The sequence below is a fragment of the Dechloromonas hortensis genome, from assembly GCF_009469765.1.
GTDB lineage: Bacteria > Pseudomonadota > Gammaproteobacteria > Burkholderiales > Rhodocyclaceae > Azonexus > Azonexus hortensis.
The window spans coordinates 182,969-199,438 of the sequence record NZ_SSSQ01000003.1; the positions used below are offsets into that span (position 1 = coordinate 182,969).

Consider the following 16,470-nt stretch of genomic DNA (forward strand, 5'->3'; position numbering starts at 1 on the left):
CGAAGCGGGCTGGGCCCGCTTCGCTTTGCCGGTCAGTCGGGCAGGTCGGCGGCGTGGAGCAGGAAGACGTATTCGTCGCCTGCCGCAGTATCCAGCCAGGTGAAGGGCAGCGTCGGGTAGGCGGCTTCCAGTTCGTCGCGGTTGTGGCCGATTTCGACGACGAGAATGCCGTTCGCCGTCAGATGCTTCTTCGCTTCGCGCAGGATAATGCGGGTGAAGTCGAGGCCGTCGTCGCCGGAACCGAGGGCCATTTCCGGCTCATGCAGGTATTCCGGCGGCAGGGCGGCGACCGATTCGGCATTGACGTAGGGTGGATTCGAGATGATCAGGTCGTAGCGTTTGCCGTCGAGCTGGCTGAAGGCGTCGGACTGGATGATCTGGATGCGCTCGGTCAGGTGGTAGTCGGCGATATTGCGTTCGGCGACGGAAATTGCATCTTTTGACAGGTCGACCGCATCAACCTGCGCTTCCGGGAAGGCGAGGGCGGTCAGAATGGCCAGGCAGCCGGACCCGGTGCACAGATCGAGTGCCGACTCGACGGCCCAGGGATCGTCAATCCAAGGCGTCAGTTGTTCCTGCAGCAGTTCGGCGATGAAGGAGCGCGGCACGATGACGCGTTCGTCGACATAGAAACGGTGCTCGCCGAGCCAGGCTTCGTGGGTCAGGTAAGCGGCCGGCAGGCGGTCCTGGCTGCGCCGGCTGTAGATGTCGAGCAGCATCTCGCGCTCGTGCGGCAGCAGGCGGGCATCGAGGAAGGGCTCAAGGCGGTCGAGCGGCAGGTTCAGGGTGTGCAGCGTCAGGTAAACCGCTTCGTCCCAGGCGTTGTCATTGCCGTGACCGAAGAACAGGCCGGCCGCGTTGAAGCGGCTGACGGCGTAGCGGAGATAGTCGCGAACGGTGATCAGTTCGCTCTTGGCGGCAGTAGTCATGCGGTCAGGGTCTGTTCGAGAATGCGGCGGTAGATGGTGGAAAGTTTGGGCAGGGCGGCAACTTCGACGCATTCGTCGATCTTGTGGCTGGTCGCGTTGACCGGGCCGATTTCCAGCATTTGCTCGCAGATTTCGGCAATGAAGCGGCCGTCGGAGGTGCCGCCGGTCGTCGAAAGCTCGGTGTCGATGGCGCAGACTTCACGGATCGCAGTCGTCGCGGCGTCAGCCAGCGGGCCGCGGCCGGTCAGGAAAGGCTTAGCGCCGAGCGTCCATTTGATCTCGTAATCCAGCTTGTGGTTTTCAAGAATGGCACGCAGGCGCTGTTGCAGGCCTTCCGGTGTGCTCGCCGTCGAGAAGCGGAAATTGAACTTGATTTCGACGTGGCCCGGGACGACGTTGGTGGCACCGGTACCGCCGTGGATGTTGGAGATCTGCCAGGTCGTCGGCGGGAAATATTCGTTGCCTTGGTCCCATTCGGTGGCAGCCAGTTCGGCCAGCGCCGGGGCGGCTTCGTGGATCGGGTTGCGGCCCTTCTCCGGGTAGGCGATATGGCACTGGATGCCCTTCACCGTGAGTACGCCGGACAGCGAGCCGCGGCGGCCGTTCTTGATCATGTCGCCCAGGGTGTCGACCGAGGTCGGTTCGCCGATGACGCAGAAATCGAGGCGTTCGCCGCGCGCCTTCAGTGCCTCGACGACGGCGATCGTGCCGTCGTTGGCGTCGCCTTCTTCATCGGAGGTCAGCAGGAAGGCGAGCGAGCCGGGGTGGCTCGGGTTGGCGGCGACAAAGGCTTCGCTTGCGGTCAACATCGCAGCGAGGGACGATTTCATGTCGGCCGTGCCGCGCCCGTAGAGCATGCCACTGCGGATTTCCGGGGCGAAGGGCGGCGAAGTCCATTTTTCCAGCGGGCCGGTCGGCACCACATCGGTGTGGCCGGCGAAAACGAACAGCGGCTTGGTCGTGCCGCGGCGCGCCCAGAGGTTGGTGACGCCGTTGCGGTTGATGAATTCGATGCTGAAGCCGAGGGCTTGCAGGCGCTCGGCGAAGAGGTCGCAACAGCCGCCGTCTTCCGGGGTGACCGAAGGGCGGGCAATGATTTGTTGGGCCAGGTCTAGCGTGGGGTCTGACATCAGGGGTTGTCTTCGTCGTTATCGGAGAGGCTGAGCGTGAATTCCTTGAAGGAGGTGCCGCCCAGATTGGTGCTGTCGAACTCGAGCGCAATATCGCTCTTCTTTTCTTCGTGGCCGTTACCGGTGCTGGCCTCGGAGTTGTTGATCAGCCACGAAAGATTGGTCGGCGAGTCGGCATTGGCCAGGGCCTCGTCGAGGGTAATGACCTCTTCGCGATAGAGGCGGAAGAGGTCCTGTTCGAAGGTCTGCGAGCCCGGGGCCAGGGTTTGCTCCATGGCGTCCTTGATCGCCTGCACTTCGCCGCGCTCGATCAGTTCGCTGATGTGGCGCGTGTTGAGCATGATTTCGCAGGTCGGGATGCGCTTGCCGTCCGGCTTCTTGACCAGGCGTTGCGAAACGATGGCGCGCATGGCGACCGAGAGGTCGAGGAAGAGCGCCGGGCGATTCTCGATCGGGAAAAAGCTGATGATGCGGTTCAGCGCGTGATAGCTGTTGTTGGCATGCAGCGTGGCCAGGCAAAGGTGGCCGGTTTGCGCGTAGGCGATGGCCGCCTGCATGGTTTCCTTGTCACGGATTTCACCGATCAGGATGCAGTCCGGGGCCTGGCGCATGGCGTTTTTCAGGGCCGATTGCCAGTCGACCGTATCCATGCCGATTTCACGTTGGTTGACGATCGATTTCTTGTGCTTGAACAGGAATTCGATCGGGTCTTCAACGGTCAGGATGTGGCCGGAACGGTTGGCGTTGCGGTGATCCAGCATCGAGGCAATGGTCGTCGACTTGCCGGAGCCGGTGGCGCCGACGATCAGGATCAGGCCTCGCTTTTCCATGATCAGGTCGGACAGCACCGAGGGCAGGCCGAGGCTTTCCAGCCCCGGGATGTTGCCGAGGATGAAACGGACGACGATGCTGGTCGAGCCGCGCTGGCGGAAAATATTGACCCGGAAGTTGCCGACCTGCGGTACACCGAAGGAAAGGTTCATTTCCCAGGTGCTTTCGAAGGTCTTGATCTGCTCCGGCGACATCAGTTCGTAGGCGATCTTGTCGATCATGTCGGGCAGCATCACCTGCTGGTTGACCGGCATGGTGTTGCCCTGGATCTTGATGTGGATCGGCGTGCCGGCGGAAATGAAAATATCCGAGGCCTGCTTTTCCGACATCAGGAGGAACAGTTTGTCGAGGATCATGGCGGGACGTCCGGGTCCGTGAGGCGTTGATTAGGCGCGCAGCAGTTCGTTGATGCTGGTCTTCGAACGGGTCTGCGCATCCACCTTCTTGACGATGATGGCGGCGTACAGGCTGTACTTGCCACCATCTTTCGGCAGGTTGCCGGAGATCACGACCGAACCCGGCGGGATGCGGCCGTAGGTGATTTCGCCGGTTTCGCGGTCGTAGATCGGGGTGCTCTGGCCGATGTATACGCCCATCGAGATCACCGAGTTCTCGCCGACGACGACGCCTTCGACGACTTCCGAACGGGCGCCGATGAAGCAGTTGTCTTCGATGATGACCGGGCCGGCCTGGATCGGTTCGAGCACGCCACCGATGCCGACGCCACCCGACAGGTGCACGTTCTTGCCGATCTGGGCGCAGGAACCGACGGTGGCCCAGGCGTCGACCATGGTGCCTTCATCGACGTAGGCGCCGATGTTGACGAAGGAGGGCATCAGTACGGCGTTCTTGGCGATGAACGAACCCTTGCGGGCGAAGGCGCCGGGCACGACGCGGAAGCCGCCGGCCTTGAACTGTTCCTCGGTCCAGCCTTGGAACTTGGTATCGACCTTGTCGTAGAAGCGGACGTCGCCGGCTTCCTGGACGCGGTTGTCGCGGGTGCGGAAGGAGAGCAGCACGGCTTTCTTGGCCCACTGGTTGACGACCCATTCGCCGTTGATTTTTTCGGCAACGCGCAGTTTGCCGCTGTCCAGGTCGCCGATCACGGATTCGATGATCTTGATGGCGTCGGTAGATTGGGTGGAAAGCTCGGTGCGGCGTTCCCAGAGGTCGTCGATGGTGGCTTGCAGCGGATGGCTCATGAGGGGTTCTCTCTGTTTACAGTTGTTGTGCGAATTGACGGATACGGTTGGCCGCTTCGAGGCATTCGGCGAGCGAAGCAACCAGGGCGATACGAATGAAGTTGGTGCCCGGATTGACACCGTTGGCCTCGCGGGCGAGGAAGCTGCCGGGCAGCACCACGACATTATAGTGTTCGAGCAGACCACGGGCGAACTCGGTGTCGGCGATCGGCGTCTTCGCCCACAGATAGAAGCTGGCGTCCGGCATGCCGGTGCCGAGCACCTCGGCGATCAGCGGCGTCACGGCAGCGAATTTCTCGCGGTACTGGTTGCGGTTGTCGAGGACGTGCGCTTCGTCGTTCCAGGCGGCGATCGAGGCGGTTTGCACCGGTGGCGCCATGGCGCAGCCGTGGTAGGTGCGGTAGAGCAGGAATTTCTTCAGGATCTGCGCATCGCCGGCGACGAAGCCGGAGCGCATGCCGGGCACGTTGGAGCGCTTCGAGAGGCTGGAGAACATCACCAGTCGCTCGTTCGAGCGGCCAAGCAGCTTGGCCGCCTGAAGGCCACCGATCGGCGGGTTGGCTTCGTCGAAATAGATTTCCGAGTAGCACTCGTCGGAAGCGATGATGAAGCCGTACTTGTCGGAGAGGGCGAACAGCGTCTTCCAGTCGTCGAGCGACAGCACCTTGCCGGTCGGGTTGCCCGGCGAGCAGACGTAGAACAACTGGACGCGCGCCCATTCCTCTTCCGACAGTGCCGCGTAATCGAAGGCAAAGCCGTTGTCCGGCAAGTTGTTCAGGAAGCGTGGCTCGGCACCCGACAGATAGGCGGCGCCCTCGTAGATCTGATAGAAGGGATTCGGACTGACGATCAGTGGAACATGGCCACGGCTTGGATCGATCACCGTCTGCGCGAAGGAGAAAAGTGCCTCGCGCGAGCCGTTGACCGGCAGGATTTCGGTTTCGGCATTCAATTCGAGGCCGTAGCGCCGCTGGCACCAGGCAGCGATGGCCTGGCGCAGGGCCGGGATGCCTGCCGTGGTCGGGTAGTTGGCCAGGCCCTTCAGGCCGTTGGCCAGGGCGTCCATGATGAAGGGCGGCGTCGGATGCTGCGGCTCGCCGATCGACAACTTGATCTCTTTATATTGCGGGTTCGGGGTGACGCCGGCGAACAGGGCGCGCAGCTTTTCGAAGGGGTAGGGCTGGAGTTGGGCGAGGTGCGGATTCACGTCGAGCGTCGAATGGGTGTAAAAATGTCGATTATCCCTGAAAACGCTTTCACTGCCTCGTGAACAAACACGCCTTTGCCGTCCTCCTCCTTGTCCCCGTTTTACTGAGCGCCTGTGCCTTCGGCTATCGGGCCACCGGCAGCCTGAGCGACGTGCCGGGTGAACTGCTGGGCAAGGGCTATCCGGGCAACCGGGGCGGTGGGCGTTTTTCCTTGAGCGATCGGGACGGGCGTCTGAGTTGCGATGGGCAGGCATTGCCCGCAAAGGCTTTACCGAATTCGGGCAATTGCGCCGACGATGCCGGTGAGGGCGAGGTGCTGTGCAGCGACGGGCGAAAGATTCCGGTGCGCTGGCAGGCGATCAGTTGTCGGGCATGGCGGGGGAGCGGCGTCGATGCCCAGGGCAACCGCCTGGAATTTCGCGTCGAGCGGCGCTAGTAAGGGATATGTTTTGGGTTGTCGGCCCACTCTTGCATCGGGCCGAGTGAATTCGGTAGCGGGTGATGTTCCATGACGATGCTGCGCGCCGAGAAATGGCGGCCCAGTTCGTCATACAGTTCGTCGTCGCAGAAGCCGATGGCCGCGGCCTCGGCCCGGCTGTTGGCGAAGACGATGCGCCCGATGCGTGCCCAGTAGGCGGCGGAAAGGCACATCGGGCAGGGTTCGCTGGAGGCGTAGAGGGTGCAGTCGGTCAGGTGGAAGTGACCGAGCGTGGCGCAGGCGCTGCGGATGGCATTGACTTCCGCGTGGGCGGTCGGGTCGCCGCTGCTGACGACGCGGTTCCAGCCTTCGGCAATGACTTTTCCGTCGTGCACGATGACGGCGCCAAACGGGCCGCCGTCGCCGTTGGTGCTGCCCTGGCGGGCGAGGTTGATGGCGCGGGCGAGAAATTGATCATCCGGATTCATGGCTGCCGATTCTCCGTGTGCTTGGCGCTGCGGCCTTGAAAAGGCGGGCGCCATGTCATGCGTGTGTCCGATGCTATCATACGGCCCCCGTTGCGGTGCCGCCTGGCGCGCCGCCTGGCTTAATCCATGCGCCTGACCAAACTCAAACTCGCCGGTTTCAAATCCTTCGTCGATCCGACTGCCGTTGCCCTGCCCGGGCAGTTGGTCGGCGTCGTCGGCCCGAATGGCTGCGGCAAATCCAACATCATGGATGCCGTGCGCTGGGTGCTGGGCGAGTCGAAGGCGTCGGAACTGCGTGGTGAGTCGATGATGGACGTCATTTTCAATGGCTCCTCGAACCGCAAGCCGGTGTCGCGCGCTTCGGTCGAGCTGATTTTCGACAATTCGCTCGGCCGGGCGATGGGCCAGTGGTCGCAATACGCCGAACTGTCGGTCAAGCGCCTGCTGACCCGGCAGGGCCAGTCGGACTACTTCATCAATAACCAGAAGGTCCGGCGCAAGGACATTACCGATCTCTTCCTCGGCACCGGCCTCGGGCCCCGCGCCTACGCCATCATCGGTCAGGGCATGATCTCGCGCATCATCGAGGCCAAGCCGGACGACCTGCGCGTCTTTCTTGAAGAGGCGGCCGGTGTCAGCCGCTACAAGGAGCGCCGCAAGGAAACCAACGGTCGACTGGAAGACACCCGCGAAAACCTGCTGCGCGTCGAGGATATCCGGCTCGAACTGGGCAACCAGATGGAGCGCCTGGAGTCGCAGGCCGAAGTGGCGCGGCGCTACCATGCGCTGAACGAGCAACTGGTCCAGCGTCAGCATATCTTGTGGCTGCTGCGCAAGCGGGAAGCCGAAGCCGAACGCCAGCGGCTGTCGCTGGAAGTCGAGCGGGCAACCACCGAGCTCGAAGCGCAAAGCGCCGCCTTGCGCGAAACCGAGGCCCGGGCCGAGGAAATGCGCGAGACGCATTTCGCCGCCGGCGATGCCCTGCATCAGGCGCAGAGCGAAATGTACGCAGCCAATGCCGAAGTCGCCAAGCTGGAAGCGGAGATCCGCCACCGCCGCGAATCGCAGCGCCAGCTGGAAACCCGGCTCGCCCAGCTGGAAGGCGAACTGGCCCAGTGGTCGGCGACGGCGGAAAAACTGGCCGAGGACCGGCTACGCTGGGAAGAATTGCAGGAAATCACCCGCCTGCGGGTCGGGGAAGCCGAAGAGCGCCTCGATCAGCAGATGAATATCGCACCACAGGTCGAGGAAAGCCACGCCCAGGCGCAGGAGGAACTGCAGCGGCTTAAGGCACGCACGGTCAATGGCGAGCAGAAGCTGGAAGTCGAGCTGACCAACAAGTCGCATGCCCAGCGGGCGCTGCAGGCCATCGTCCAGCGTCGGGAACGCCTGCGCGACGAGGCGGGCGGGCAGGATGCGCCGGACGCGATGGATCAGGCCGAGAAGGAAGAGGAGCTGGCTCTGCTGCGCGAGGAGCTGGCCGGCGATCAGGACCACCTGCAACAGTTGCAGCACGAGTTGCCGCAACTGGAAGCCTCGCGCCGGCAAGTGCAGGAGGAATTGCAGCGCATCGAGCGCGAACTGGCGGCCGGCCAGGCGCGCCGTGCCGCGCTGGAGCAGATGCAGGCGCGGACGCAGCGGAGCGGCAAATTGCCCGAATGGCTGCATCGTCACGGCCTCGATGCCGCCTTGCCGCTGTGGCAGCAGATTCACGTCGAGGCGGGCTGGGAATCGGCGGTCGAGGCGGTGTTGCGCGAGCGCCTGAGCGCCATTGCCTGCGACGATCCGGCCAAGCTCGACGAATGGCTGCATGACCGGCCGGATGCCCGCTTGAGCGTCGTCTTCCCGACGGCGACGGATTTTGCTCCTGACAGCACGTCCACCGCCGGTAATCTCGGCCAGCAGGTGCGTTGCGACAAACCGGCGCTGGCCGCCGTGCTCGCCGACTGGCTGGGTGGCGTGCGTACCGCCGAAAGCCTTGATGCGGCGCTAGCTGTGCGCGCTGACCTGCCGGCCGGCGTCGCGTTGGTCACCAAGACCGGCGACATCCTGACCCGTTCCAGCCTGACCTTCTTCGCGCCCGACAAGAGCGAACACGGCCTGCTCGAACGCCAGCGCGAAATCGAAGCGCTGGCCGAAGGCGTCGCCGCTTTCGAGGAAAAGGCCGAGGGCATCCGCGAGCAACTGGCCGTGCTCGACGAGCAACTCGACGACAAGCGCGAGGAAGTCACCGAAACCCGCCACTACATCACCGACCGCCAGCAGCGCGTGCACGCCGTGCAGCTTGAAGTGCTCAAGCTGAGCCAGGCCATCGAGCGCTACCGCGAGCAGAAGGAGCGCCTGCAGGAGCAGATGGCCGAACTGGCCGAGGAAGAGGAAAGCGAGCGCGAACGCGACATGTCGGCCGATGAGCGGATCGCCGAGATTCGCGACGGCCTCGGGCGGATTCGCGTGCTGGTGGCCGGGGCACAAGCCCGGCTGGACGAAGCAGAGCGGGCAGTGCGCGCCGAGCGCGAGCGCAATTCGGACTACGACCGGGCGCTGCGCGAGGCACAGTTCTCGCTGCGCGAGTCGGAAAGCAAGCTGCAGGACATCTTTGCCCAGCAGGCCACCGCCCAGCGCGAGTTGAACCGGATCGAGAAGGACCGGGCGCAGTGCGCCGAGCAGGTCGAAGCAGCGCCGCCGGATGTCATGGAAGACAATCTGCAGGCGGCGCTCGAATTGCGTCAGGAAAAGGAAAAGGCGCTGGCCGAGAAGCGCGATGCGCTGGAGGCGGCGACCAACGGGCTGCGCGGCCTGGAAGAGCAGCGCCTGAAGATCGAGCAGAGCCTGGAGCCGCTGCGCGTCAGGATCGGCGACCTGAAGCTGAAGGAGCAGGCAGCGGCGCTGAATACCGAGCAGTTTGCACAACAGTTGCTGGAAGCCGGGGCCGACGAGGAAGCCCTGCTGCCGGAGCTGGGCAATGCCCGGCCGGCCAGCCTGCAGGGCGAAATAACCCGACTCGGCAACGCCATTGCCGATCTCGGCGCGGTCAATCTGGCGGCGCTACAGGAACTGGAAACGGCGACCGAGCGCAAGGGCTACCTCGACATGCAGGCGGCTGATCTCAACGAGGCGATGGAAACGTTGGAGAATGCCATCCGCCGTATCGACCGCGAGACACGCGATCTGCTGCAGAGCACGTTTGACACGGTCAACAGCCATTTTGGGCAACTTTTTCCGGAGCTGTTCGGTGGCGGCCGGGCCGAGTTGGTGATGACCGGTGAAGAAATCCTCGATGCCGGCGTCCAGGTCATCGCCCAGCCGCCGGGCAAGAAGAATTCGACCATCCATTTGCTGTCCGGCGGCGAAAAGGCGCTGACGGCGATTGCGCTGGTCTTCTCGATGTTCCAGCTCAACCCGGCCCCGTTCTGCCTGCTTGACGAGGTCGACGCGCCGCTGGACGATACTAATACCGAGCGTTTTTGCGGCATGGTGCAGAAAATGTCCGCCAATACGCAGTTCCTATTCATTTCCCATAATAAAATCGCCATGGAAATGGCCGAGCAACTGGTCGGCGTGACGATGCAGGAATCCGGCGTTTCGCGGGTCGTGGAAGTGGATATCGAAGAAGCTTTGAAGATGAGGGATGCGGCGTAAATGACCGAACTCCAGATGGGATTGATTGGCTTGGGCGCGGCGGCGGTGGTCGGCGTGTTCGCTTACAACAAATGGCAGGAATACCGCCATCGCAAACTGGCGGAAGCAGTGCTCAAGCCGCATCACGACGATGTTCTGCTCGGCGACGGGCCGAAGGCAGTGCCGGTAGCGCCCGAACGCAGCGAGCCGGAAATTCGTCTCGATGAACCGGTGACGGCCGAGCGGGTCGAGCCCGTCTTTACCGATCCCAATCCGACATTGCCGTCCGATGATTTCGTCCCGGCGGTCGAGGAAGTGGAGGCGGAGTTGGAAACGCCCCACGAAGCCGAGCCAGCTTGGGCACCCGAGCCCGAACCCCTGCCCGAACCGGAAGCTCCGGCCATGCCCTTGCGCAAGGCCGTACGCAGCACGCCGCCGGCCGAAGCGGTCGAGGAGCAGCACGATGTGCCGGCCCCGCCAGTACCGCTGGAACTGCTCGATCCGCGGACCGAGTTCATTGTCGCCATGGAACTGGTCGAGCCGGTTTCCGCGCTGCAGATCCTGCATTCTCAACGCGATGTGCTGCATCGCTTGAACAAGCCGCTGCATTGGGTCGGTTTCAATGAACGGACCCGTGAATGGGAGCGCCTCAGCTCCGACCATGACCTGCACTTGCGCCGCCTGCGCGTCGGCCTGCAGCTGGTCAACCGGATGGGGCCGGTTTCCGAGGGCGATCTGACCATTTTCACCAACGCAATCCGGGCCCTGTCCGATGAACTGATGGCGGTGGCCGATATGCCGTCATCGCGCGTACTCGATCAGGCGGCGGAAATTGATCGCTTCTGCGCTGCGGTCGACCTCGAAATCGGCATCAATCTGGTCAGCCGCGGCAGTGCATTTTCCGGCACCAAGATCCGCGCACTGGCAGAAGCGGCCGGCATGGTGCTCGGTATCGACGGCCTGTTTACCCGCTACGACGACGAAGGTCGCGCCCAGTTCAGTCTGCAGAATTACGAAAGCACGCAGTTCACAGCCGATACCGTACGTACCCTGACGACCCACGGCCTGACTTTCCTGCTCGACGTGCCGCGCGTCGATCACGGCGAGCGTGTCTTCCAGCAGATGGCCGAACTGGCCAAGCGTTTTGCCGATACCTTGAACGGCGCCCTGGTCGATGACAATCGTCAGCCACTGTCGGATGCACAGCTCGACCATATCCGTCGCGAATTCATCGGCAAGCCGCAGGCAACGATGCTCAGCTTCGGCTTGCCCGCCGGATCGGCCCAGGCACGGCGTTTGTTTTCCTGATGGTCGTGCCGGTCCCGGAGGCGCAGCGCGCCGCCCAGTTGCGCGCCGACATTGAGGCGCACAACCATGCCTATTACGTCCTGGATGCCCCGACAATTCCCGATGCCGAGTTCGACCTGTTGTTTCGCGAGTTGCAGGGGCTGGAACGGCGTTATCCCGAACTGCTGACTGCCGATTCGCCGACCCAGCGGGTTGGTGGGCAGCCCTTGGCGAAATTCCAGCCGGTACGGCACGACGTGCCGATGCTGTCGATCCAGACCGAGACCGACACCGAGTCGAGTGGAGCGTTGAATTTCGATGCTCGTATCCGGCGCGAGCTGGAATTGCCGCCCACAGCGCCGGCCATCGAGTACGCAGCGGAGCTCAAGTTCGATGGCCTGGCGATCAGTTTGCGCTACGAGAACGGCGTGCTGGTGCGCGGTGCGACGCGCGGCGACGGCGTGACCGGCGAGGATGTTACGCAAAACCTGCGCACGTTGCGCCAGATTCCGCTACGCCTCGCGGGTGATGCGCCGCCACTGCTCGAAGTGCGCGGCGAGGTCTACATGCGACGCGACGATCTCGAACGCTACAACGCGGCGGCCTCCGCGCGTGGCGACAAGACCCTGGTCAATCCGCGCAACGGCGCGGCCGGCAGCATTCGCCAGCTCGATCCGGCGATCGCCGCGAGTAGGCCGCTATGTTTCTTCGCCTATGGCCTCGGTGCGGTCGACGGCTGGGAAATGCCAAAAACCCACGCTGGCGTGCTCGACGCGCTGGCCGCCTTCGGCCTGCCGGTTTGTGAACATCGCGCCGTGCTGGCGGGGGGCGAGGCGCTGGCCGCCTTCCACCGCCAAATCGCTGAATTGCGGGGTCGGCTGCCGTTCGACATCGATGGTGTGGTGTACAAGGTAAATAGCCTGGAACTGCAGCAGCGCCTGGGTTTCCGCTCGCGTGAGCCGCGCTGGGCGGTGGCCCACAAATATCCGCCGCAGGAGGCGTTGACCGTCGTCGAGGCGATCGACATCCAGGTTGGCCGGACCGGGGCGCTGACGCCGGTGGCGCGGCTGGCGCCGGTTTTCGTCGGTGGCGTAACGGTGACCAATGCGACGCTGCACAACGCCGACGAGGTCGAGCGCAAGGGCGGTATTTGCGTGGGCGATACGGTGATCGTGCGCCGCGCTGGCGATGTCATTCCCGAGGTGGTCGGCGTGGTCGCCGAGCGCCGGCCGGCCGATGCGCAACCTTTCGCCATGCCCGACGCCTGTCCGGTCTGCGGCGCCCACGTCGTGCGCGAACCGGGCGAGGCGGTGACGCGCTGCTCCGGCGGTTTTGCATGCAGCGCCCAACGCATCCAGGCGATCCTGCATTTTGCCGGGCGTCGTATGATGGATATCGAAGGCCTCGGCGAGCGTTATGTCGAGCGTCTGGTCGAGTTTGGCTACGTGCATGGCATCGCCGACCTCTATCGCTTGAAACTAGACGATCTGCTCGAAATGAAGCGGCGCGCCGACGAGCGTGACGGCAGCCTGCCCGAAACGGTCAAGGCCGGCCAGGTGCCGACCCGCTGGGCCGAGAACCTGCTCGACGGCATTGCCGCCAGTCGGCGGCCGAGCTTGGCCAGGCTGTTGTTTGCCTTGGGCATCCGCCACGTCGGTGAGTCGACTGCCAAGACGCTGGCCGACTGGCTGGGTAGCGTCGAGCGTGTGCGCCGGGCTCCGGCGCCGCTGTTGGCGGTGCTGCCGGATATCGGTGCGACGGTGGCGGCGGCGATTGCCGATTTCTTCGCCGAGGAGCGCAATGTGCAGGCGGTCGACGAGCTGCTGCGCCCGGAAATCGGTGTTGCACCGGCCGACGAGCACCCGCCGCGGCCCGCCTTGGCCGAACGCTTGGCCTGGAGCGAACTGTACGCGGTGCTCGGCGTGCCCCGCTTGACGCCGGTGCGGGCCAAGCAACTGGCCAACGTGATCGACGGGGCGACGCTGGCGGCGCAGGGGATCAATGGCGCCGCGTTGTCGAGTGCCGGCATTCCCGGCGAGCTCATTACTGCGCTCAGCGACTGGTTGCAGGCACGCGGCAACCGCGGCTTGCTGGCGGCGGTGGCGACTCGTCGCGACGAACTTTTGGCCGCACTGCCGGCGGTCACCGCTCAGGAAGCCCCGGTGGCCGCGCTGGCCGGCAAGACCCTGGTGCTGACCGGCACGCTGCCAACCCTGAAGCGTGACGAGGCGAAGGCGATGATCGAAGCTGCCGGCGGTAAGGTGGCCGGTTCGGTATCAAAGAAAACCGATTACGTGGTAGCCGGTGAAGAAGCCGGTTCCAAGCTGGAAAAGGCAGTGGAACTGGGCGTGACGGTCATCGACGAAACAGAATTGTTGAAATTGCTGGAAGAGGAAGATAAATAATGAAAAAAGTCAGAAAGGCCGTATTCCCGGTGGCCGGCATGGGTACCCGTTTCCTGCCGGCGACCAAGGCCAGCCCGAAGGAAATGCTGCCCATCGTCGATAAGCCGCTGATCCAGTATGCGGTCGAGGAAGCGGTGGCGGCCGGTATTACCGACATGATTTTCGTCACCGGTCGGTCCAAGCGCGCCATCGAGGACCATTTCGACAAGGCCTACGAGCTGGAATCGGAATTGGCGGCACGCGGCAAGGACGAGATGCTGGAATTCGTCCGCAACATGATTCCGAAGAACATCAACTGCATCTATATCCGCCAAGCCGAAGCGCTCGGTCTCGGCCATGCCGTACTGTGCGCCAAGCCGGTGATCGGCGACGAGCCGTTTGCCGTGCTGCTCGCCGACGACCTGCTCGATGGCGACAAGGTGCCGGTGATGAAGCAGATGACCGACACCTTCGACTACTACCGCTGCTCGGTACTCGGCGTGCAGGATGTGCCGCGCGCCGACACCAAGAGCTACGGCATCGTCGATGCGCGCAGCGTGGCAGATCGCCTGGAACAGGTGAATGCCATCGTCGAAAAGCCGAAGCCGGAAGAGGCGCCATCGACGCTGGCCGTCGTCGGTCGCTACATCCTGACGCCGCGCATCTTCCACCATCTGGAAAATATCAAGCCCGGTTCCGGCGGTGAAATCCAGTTGACCGACGGCATTGCCTCGCTGCTCTCCGAAGAGCAGGTGCTGGCCTACCGTTATGCCGGAACACGCTACGATTGCGGCTCCAAGCTGGGCTACCTGCAGGCGACGGTCGTTTTCGGCCAGCGTCACCCGGAAGTCGGCCCCGCCTTCGATGCTTACCTGAAAACGCTGGGGAACTGATGGACGAGAACAAAGCCCGCAAGCTGCTGGCCGAGGCAGAGCTGATTCACTCCGAAGCAACGGTGCAGAGTGCATTGACGCAGGTGGCCAGTCGCATTCGTACCCGACTGGCTGACAAGAATCCGCTGGTCCTTTGCGTGATGACCGGCGGTGTGATCTTCTGCGGTCAACTGCTGCCCAAGCTCGATTTTCCAATTGACTTCGATTACCTGCACGCCACCCGTTACGGCCCGGAAACGCAGGGCGGCAAGATTTCCTGGCGGATGGCGCCGTGGACTTCGGTCAAAGGGCGGACCGTGCTGGTCGTCGACGATATTCTCGACGAAGGCGTGACGCTGGCGGCGGTCAAGGAAAGCCTGACGCGCCTCGGCGCTGCCGAAGTATTGCTCGCCGTCTTTACCGACAAGCTGAATGGCAAGACCAAGCCCATTTCTGCCGATTTCGTCGGGTTGACCGTACCGGATCGCTTTGTTTTCGGTTACGGCATGGATGTCGATGGCGCTTGGCGCAATCTGCCGGCGATTTACGCCATGAAGGAAGATTGATGAGCGGGGCGACGGTTGCCGAGTTCCTCGGCTACTGGGAGGCCGAAGGGCTGAACTACGTCCGGCGCGGCGACTACGAATGGATGGCTGCGCAGGTCCCCGAGCAGCGCGTGCTGGAGATTGGCTGTGGTGTCGGTTATGCGACGCAGGCGCTGGCCGCCCGCGGCTTACATGTGTTGGCGCTGGATTCGCTGGCCGAGTGCCTGGCGGCAACGCAGGCCCGTGTCACGGACCCGGCCGTGCAGTTGCTGCAGGCCGAAGTTACGGCGCTGACCGCCGAACAGCGGACCCAGCTTGAAGCCTTCGCGCCGGACAGCGTGGTCTGCTGGCTGATGGGGGCGCCGGCCGATGTCACCGGCGCTGCGCCGAGCGATGCCGGGCAGGCGGTGGTGGCTTATCGCGAGAAAATCCACCGCGCCGTTGCCGAACTGGCGGCCAGCCTGTCCAGTGTACAGGCCCTGCATTTCGTCGACCGAACGGTAATTCCCTGGCAGGCCAAGGATATCGGCCGCGATACGCTGGTCGGCTATCACGGCGGCAAGACGCTGCTCGACCTGCCATTCACTGCCGAACGCCGGCATGCCTTGTATCGCAAGCTCGACGACAATACGCTGGCGATGACTAAATTCCGCAATTCACACCCGTCGTTGAAGAACGTCGTGCCGGTGCTGGCTTCGTTGCTGGCCGAAAGGAAAAAATAAAATGTTGGCAATCATTGGCGGCAGCGGTCTGACGACGCTGTCCAATCTTGATGTTTCGCACCGCGAGGTGGTCCGTACGCCGTTCGGCGAGGCGTCCGGCGCCGTGGTGTTCGGTGAAATCTGCGGCAAGCCGGTGATGTTCCTGCCGCGCCACGGCTACGGTCATACCATTCCGCCGCACATGGTCAATTACCGCGCCAACCTGTGGGCCCTGCATCATCACAAGGCGGTCGGCGTCATTTCCGTCGCCTCGGTTGGCAGCATCCGCAGCGACCTGCAGCCGGGCGACATTGTCCTGCCGCATCAGATCATCGATTACACCTGGGGTCGAAAATCGACCTTTTTCGATGGCGTGGCCAGTCCGGTGACCCATATCGACTTTACCGAACCCTACGATGCCGAATTGCGGGAACGGATTCGCGAGGCCGCCGAAGCGCTGGCGGTCGACGTCAAGGTGGGTGCCGTCTACGGTGCAACGCAGGGGCCACGTCTGGAAACTGCCGCCGAGATCAATCGCTTTGAAAAGGATGGCGTTGATGTGGTCGGCATGACAGGGATGCCGGAAGCGGCGCTGGCCCGCGAACTGAATTTGCCCTACGCGGCGATCAATGTCGTCGCCAACCATGCGGCTGGTCGTGGCAGTAGCGCCAACGGCATTCGTTTCGAGAGCCTGGAAGTGGTTCTGCACGAAGCGATGGGCCGCGTGCGCAGTGTCATTGAAGGGTTGGTCGGTTGTCAGAACAACTGCCCGCCGGTGGCTTCGGTTTAAGCAGGGCAGCGGCCCGAAATCGAGGTTTCGGGCCGGTTGACCGCAGGACTGCCGGGTTTGCCGGGCA

Annotated in this window: 14 protein-coding genes; 8 read left to right on the top strand and 6 right to left on the bottom strand. The window is 63.4% G+C overall.

Annotated features, from left to right (window positions below; genetic code table 11):
- Window positions 1–32 precede the first annotated feature (32 nt).
- The 5 genes from prmB to dapC are packed head-to-tail and all read right to left on the bottom strand — an operon-like array spanning window position 33 to window position 5,299.
- Window positions 33–929 (bottom strand): 50S ribosomal protein L3 N(5)-glutamine methyltransferase, encoded by an 897-nt coding sequence (gene prmB / locus GH663_RS07300; protein WP_153130988.1) that lies wholly within the window; start codon window positions 927–929, stop codon window positions 33–35.
- Window positions 926–2,059, bottom strand: a complete 1,134-nt coding sequence (dapE, locus tag GH663_RS07305; protein WP_153130989.1) for a succinyl-diaminopimelate desuccinylase — start codon at window positions 2,057–2,059, stop codon at window positions 926–928. The genes prmB and dapE overlap by 4 nt, the downstream gene beginning before the upstream one ends.
- A complete protein-coding gene (locus GH663_RS07310) occupies window positions 2,059–3,246 on the bottom strand; it encodes a PilT/PilU family type 4a pilus ATPase (RefSeq protein WP_153130990.1) in 1,188 nt (395 codons plus the stop codon). Before GH663_RS07310 ends, dapE begins: the two co-directional genes overlap by 1 nt.
- A gap of 30 nt (window positions 3,247–3,276) precedes the next feature.
- Window positions 3,277–4,092, bottom strand: a complete 816-nt coding sequence (gene dapD / locus GH663_RS07315) for a 2,3,4,5-tetrahydropyridine-2,6-dicarboxylate N-succinyltransferase (RefSeq protein WP_153130991.1) — start codon at window positions 4,090–4,092, stop codon at window positions 3,277–3,279.
- A gap of 16 nt (window positions 4,093–4,108) precedes the next feature.
- Window positions 4,109–5,299 (bottom strand): succinyldiaminopimelate transaminase, encoded by a 1,191-nt coding sequence (dapC, locus tag GH663_RS07320; protein WP_153130992.1) that lies wholly within the window; start codon window positions 5,297–5,299, stop codon window positions 4,109–4,111.
- Window positions 5,300–5,358: 59 nt separating this feature from the next.
- On the opposite strand from dapC, the gene GH663_RS07325 reads away from it, so the two are divergent.
- Window positions 5,359–5,736 carry a hypothetical protein gene (locus GH663_RS07325; protein ID WP_153130993.1) on the top strand — a complete coding sequence of 126 codons (378 nt, stop codon included), beginning with the start codon at window positions 5,359–5,361 and terminating at the stop codon, window positions 5,734–5,736.
- On the opposite strand, the gene GH663_RS07330 is transcribed toward GH663_RS07325, so the two are convergent.
- The gene (locus GH663_RS07330) at window positions 5,733–6,206 is read right to left on the bottom strand and encodes a nucleoside deaminase (RefSeq protein WP_066879185.1); all 474 of its coding nucleotides are present in this window, start codon (window positions 6,204–6,206) and stop codon (window positions 5,733–5,735) included. The genes GH663_RS07325 and GH663_RS07330 overlap by 4 nt on opposite strands.
- 126 nt (window positions 6,207–6,332) lie before the next feature.
- On the opposite strand from GH663_RS07330, the gene smc reads away from it, so the two are divergent.
- From smc to GH663_RS07365, 7 genes are read left to right on the top strand one after another with little or no spacing between them, the layout of a single operon-like run.
- The gene (smc, locus tag GH663_RS07335) at window positions 6,333–9,845 is read left to right on the top strand and encodes a chromosome segregation protein SMC (RefSeq protein ID WP_153130994.1); all 3,513 of its coding nucleotides are present in this window, start codon (window positions 6,333–6,335) and stop codon (window positions 9,843–9,845) included.
- The gene (locus tag GH663_RS07340) at window positions 9,846–11,132 is read left to right on the top strand and encodes a cell division protein ZipA C-terminal FtsZ-binding domain-containing protein (RefSeq protein ID WP_153130995.1); all 1,287 of its coding nucleotides are present in this window, start codon (window positions 9,846–9,848) and stop codon (window positions 11,130–11,132) included.
- Entirely contained in the window at window positions 11,132–13,516 is a 2,385-nt protein-coding gene (gene ligA, locus GH663_RS07345) for an NAD-dependent DNA ligase LigA (RefSeq protein WP_153130996.1), read from the top strand. Before GH663_RS07340 ends, ligA begins: the two co-directional genes overlap by 1 nt.
- Window positions 13,516–14,388: a UTP--glucose-1-phosphate uridylyltransferase GalU gene (gene galU / locus GH663_RS07350; RefSeq protein WP_066879173.1), complete on the top strand. Its 873-nt coding sequence runs from the start codon at window positions 13,516–13,518 to the stop codon at window positions 14,386–14,388. Before ligA ends, galU begins: the two co-directional genes overlap by 1 nt.
- Window positions 14,388–14,933 carry a hypoxanthine-guanine phosphoribosyltransferase gene (locus GH663_RS07355; RefSeq protein WP_153130997.1) on the top strand — a complete coding sequence of 182 codons (546 nt, stop codon included), beginning with the start codon at window positions 14,388–14,390 and terminating at the stop codon, window positions 14,931–14,933. The genes galU and GH663_RS07355 overlap by 1 nt, the downstream gene beginning before the upstream one ends.
- Entirely contained in the window at window positions 14,933–15,634 is a 702-nt protein-coding gene (locus GH663_RS07360; RefSeq protein WP_153130998.1) for a class I SAM-dependent methyltransferase, read from the top strand. The genes GH663_RS07355 and GH663_RS07360 overlap by 1 nt, the downstream gene beginning before the upstream one ends.
- Before the next feature lies 1 nt (window position 15,635).
- Window positions 15,636–16,403: an S-methyl-5'-thioinosine phosphorylase gene (locus tag GH663_RS07365; protein ID WP_153130999.1), complete on the top strand. Its 768-nt coding sequence runs from the start codon at window positions 15,636–15,638 to the stop codon at window positions 16,401–16,403.
- The last annotated feature ends 67 nt before the right edge of the window (window positions 16,404–16,470 follow it).

What these genes read in the sequence shown, in the direction of transcription:
- GH663_RS07310 (WP_153130990.1), bottom strand. Translation starts at nt 3,246, where the DNA reads ATGATCCTCGACAAACTGTTCCTCCTGATGTCGGAAAAGCAGGCCTCG.
- prmB (WP_153130988.1), bottom strand. Translation starts at nt 929, where the DNA reads ATGACTACTGCCGCCAAGAGCGAACTGATCACCGTTCGCGACTATCTC.
- GH663_RS07360 (WP_153130998.1), top strand. Translation starts at nt 14,933, where the DNA reads ATGAGCGGGGCGACGGTTGCCGAGTTCCTCGGCTACTGGGAGGCCGAA.
- GH663_RS07355 (WP_153130997.1), top strand. Translation starts at nt 14,388, where the DNA reads ATGGACGAGAACAAAGCCCGCAAGCTGCTGGCCGAGGCAGAGCTGATT.
- GH663_RS07340 (WP_153130995.1), top strand. Translation starts at nt 9,846, where the DNA reads ATGACCGAACTCCAGATGGGATTGATTGGCTTGGGCGCGGCGGCGGTG.
- galU (WP_066879173.1), top strand. Translation starts at nt 13,516, where the DNA reads ATGAAAAAAGTCAGAAAGGCCGTATTCCCGGTGGCCGGCATGGGTACC.
- smc (WP_153130994.1), top strand. Translation starts at nt 6,333, where the DNA reads ATGCGCCTGACCAAACTCAAACTCGCCGGTTTCAAATCCTTCGTCGAT.
- dapD (WP_153130991.1), bottom strand. Translation starts at nt 4,092, where the DNA reads ATGAGCCATCCGCTGCAAGCCACCATCGACGACCTCTGGGAACGCCGC.
- dapE (WP_153130989.1), bottom strand. Translation starts at nt 2,059, where the DNA reads ATGTCAGACCCCACGCTAGACCTGGCCCAACAAATCATTGCCCGCCCT.
- GH663_RS07365 (WP_153130999.1), top strand. Translation starts at nt 15,636, where the DNA reads ATGTTGGCAATCATTGGCGGCAGCGGTCTGACGACGCTGTCCAATCTT.
- ligA (WP_153130996.1), top strand. Translation starts at nt 11,132, where the DNA reads ATGGTCGTGCCGGTCCCGGAGGCGCAGCGCGCCGCCCAGTTGCGCGCC.
- GH663_RS07330 (WP_066879185.1), bottom strand. Translation starts at nt 6,206, where the DNA reads ATGAATCCGGATGATCAATTTCTCGCCCGCGCCATCAACCTCGCCCGC.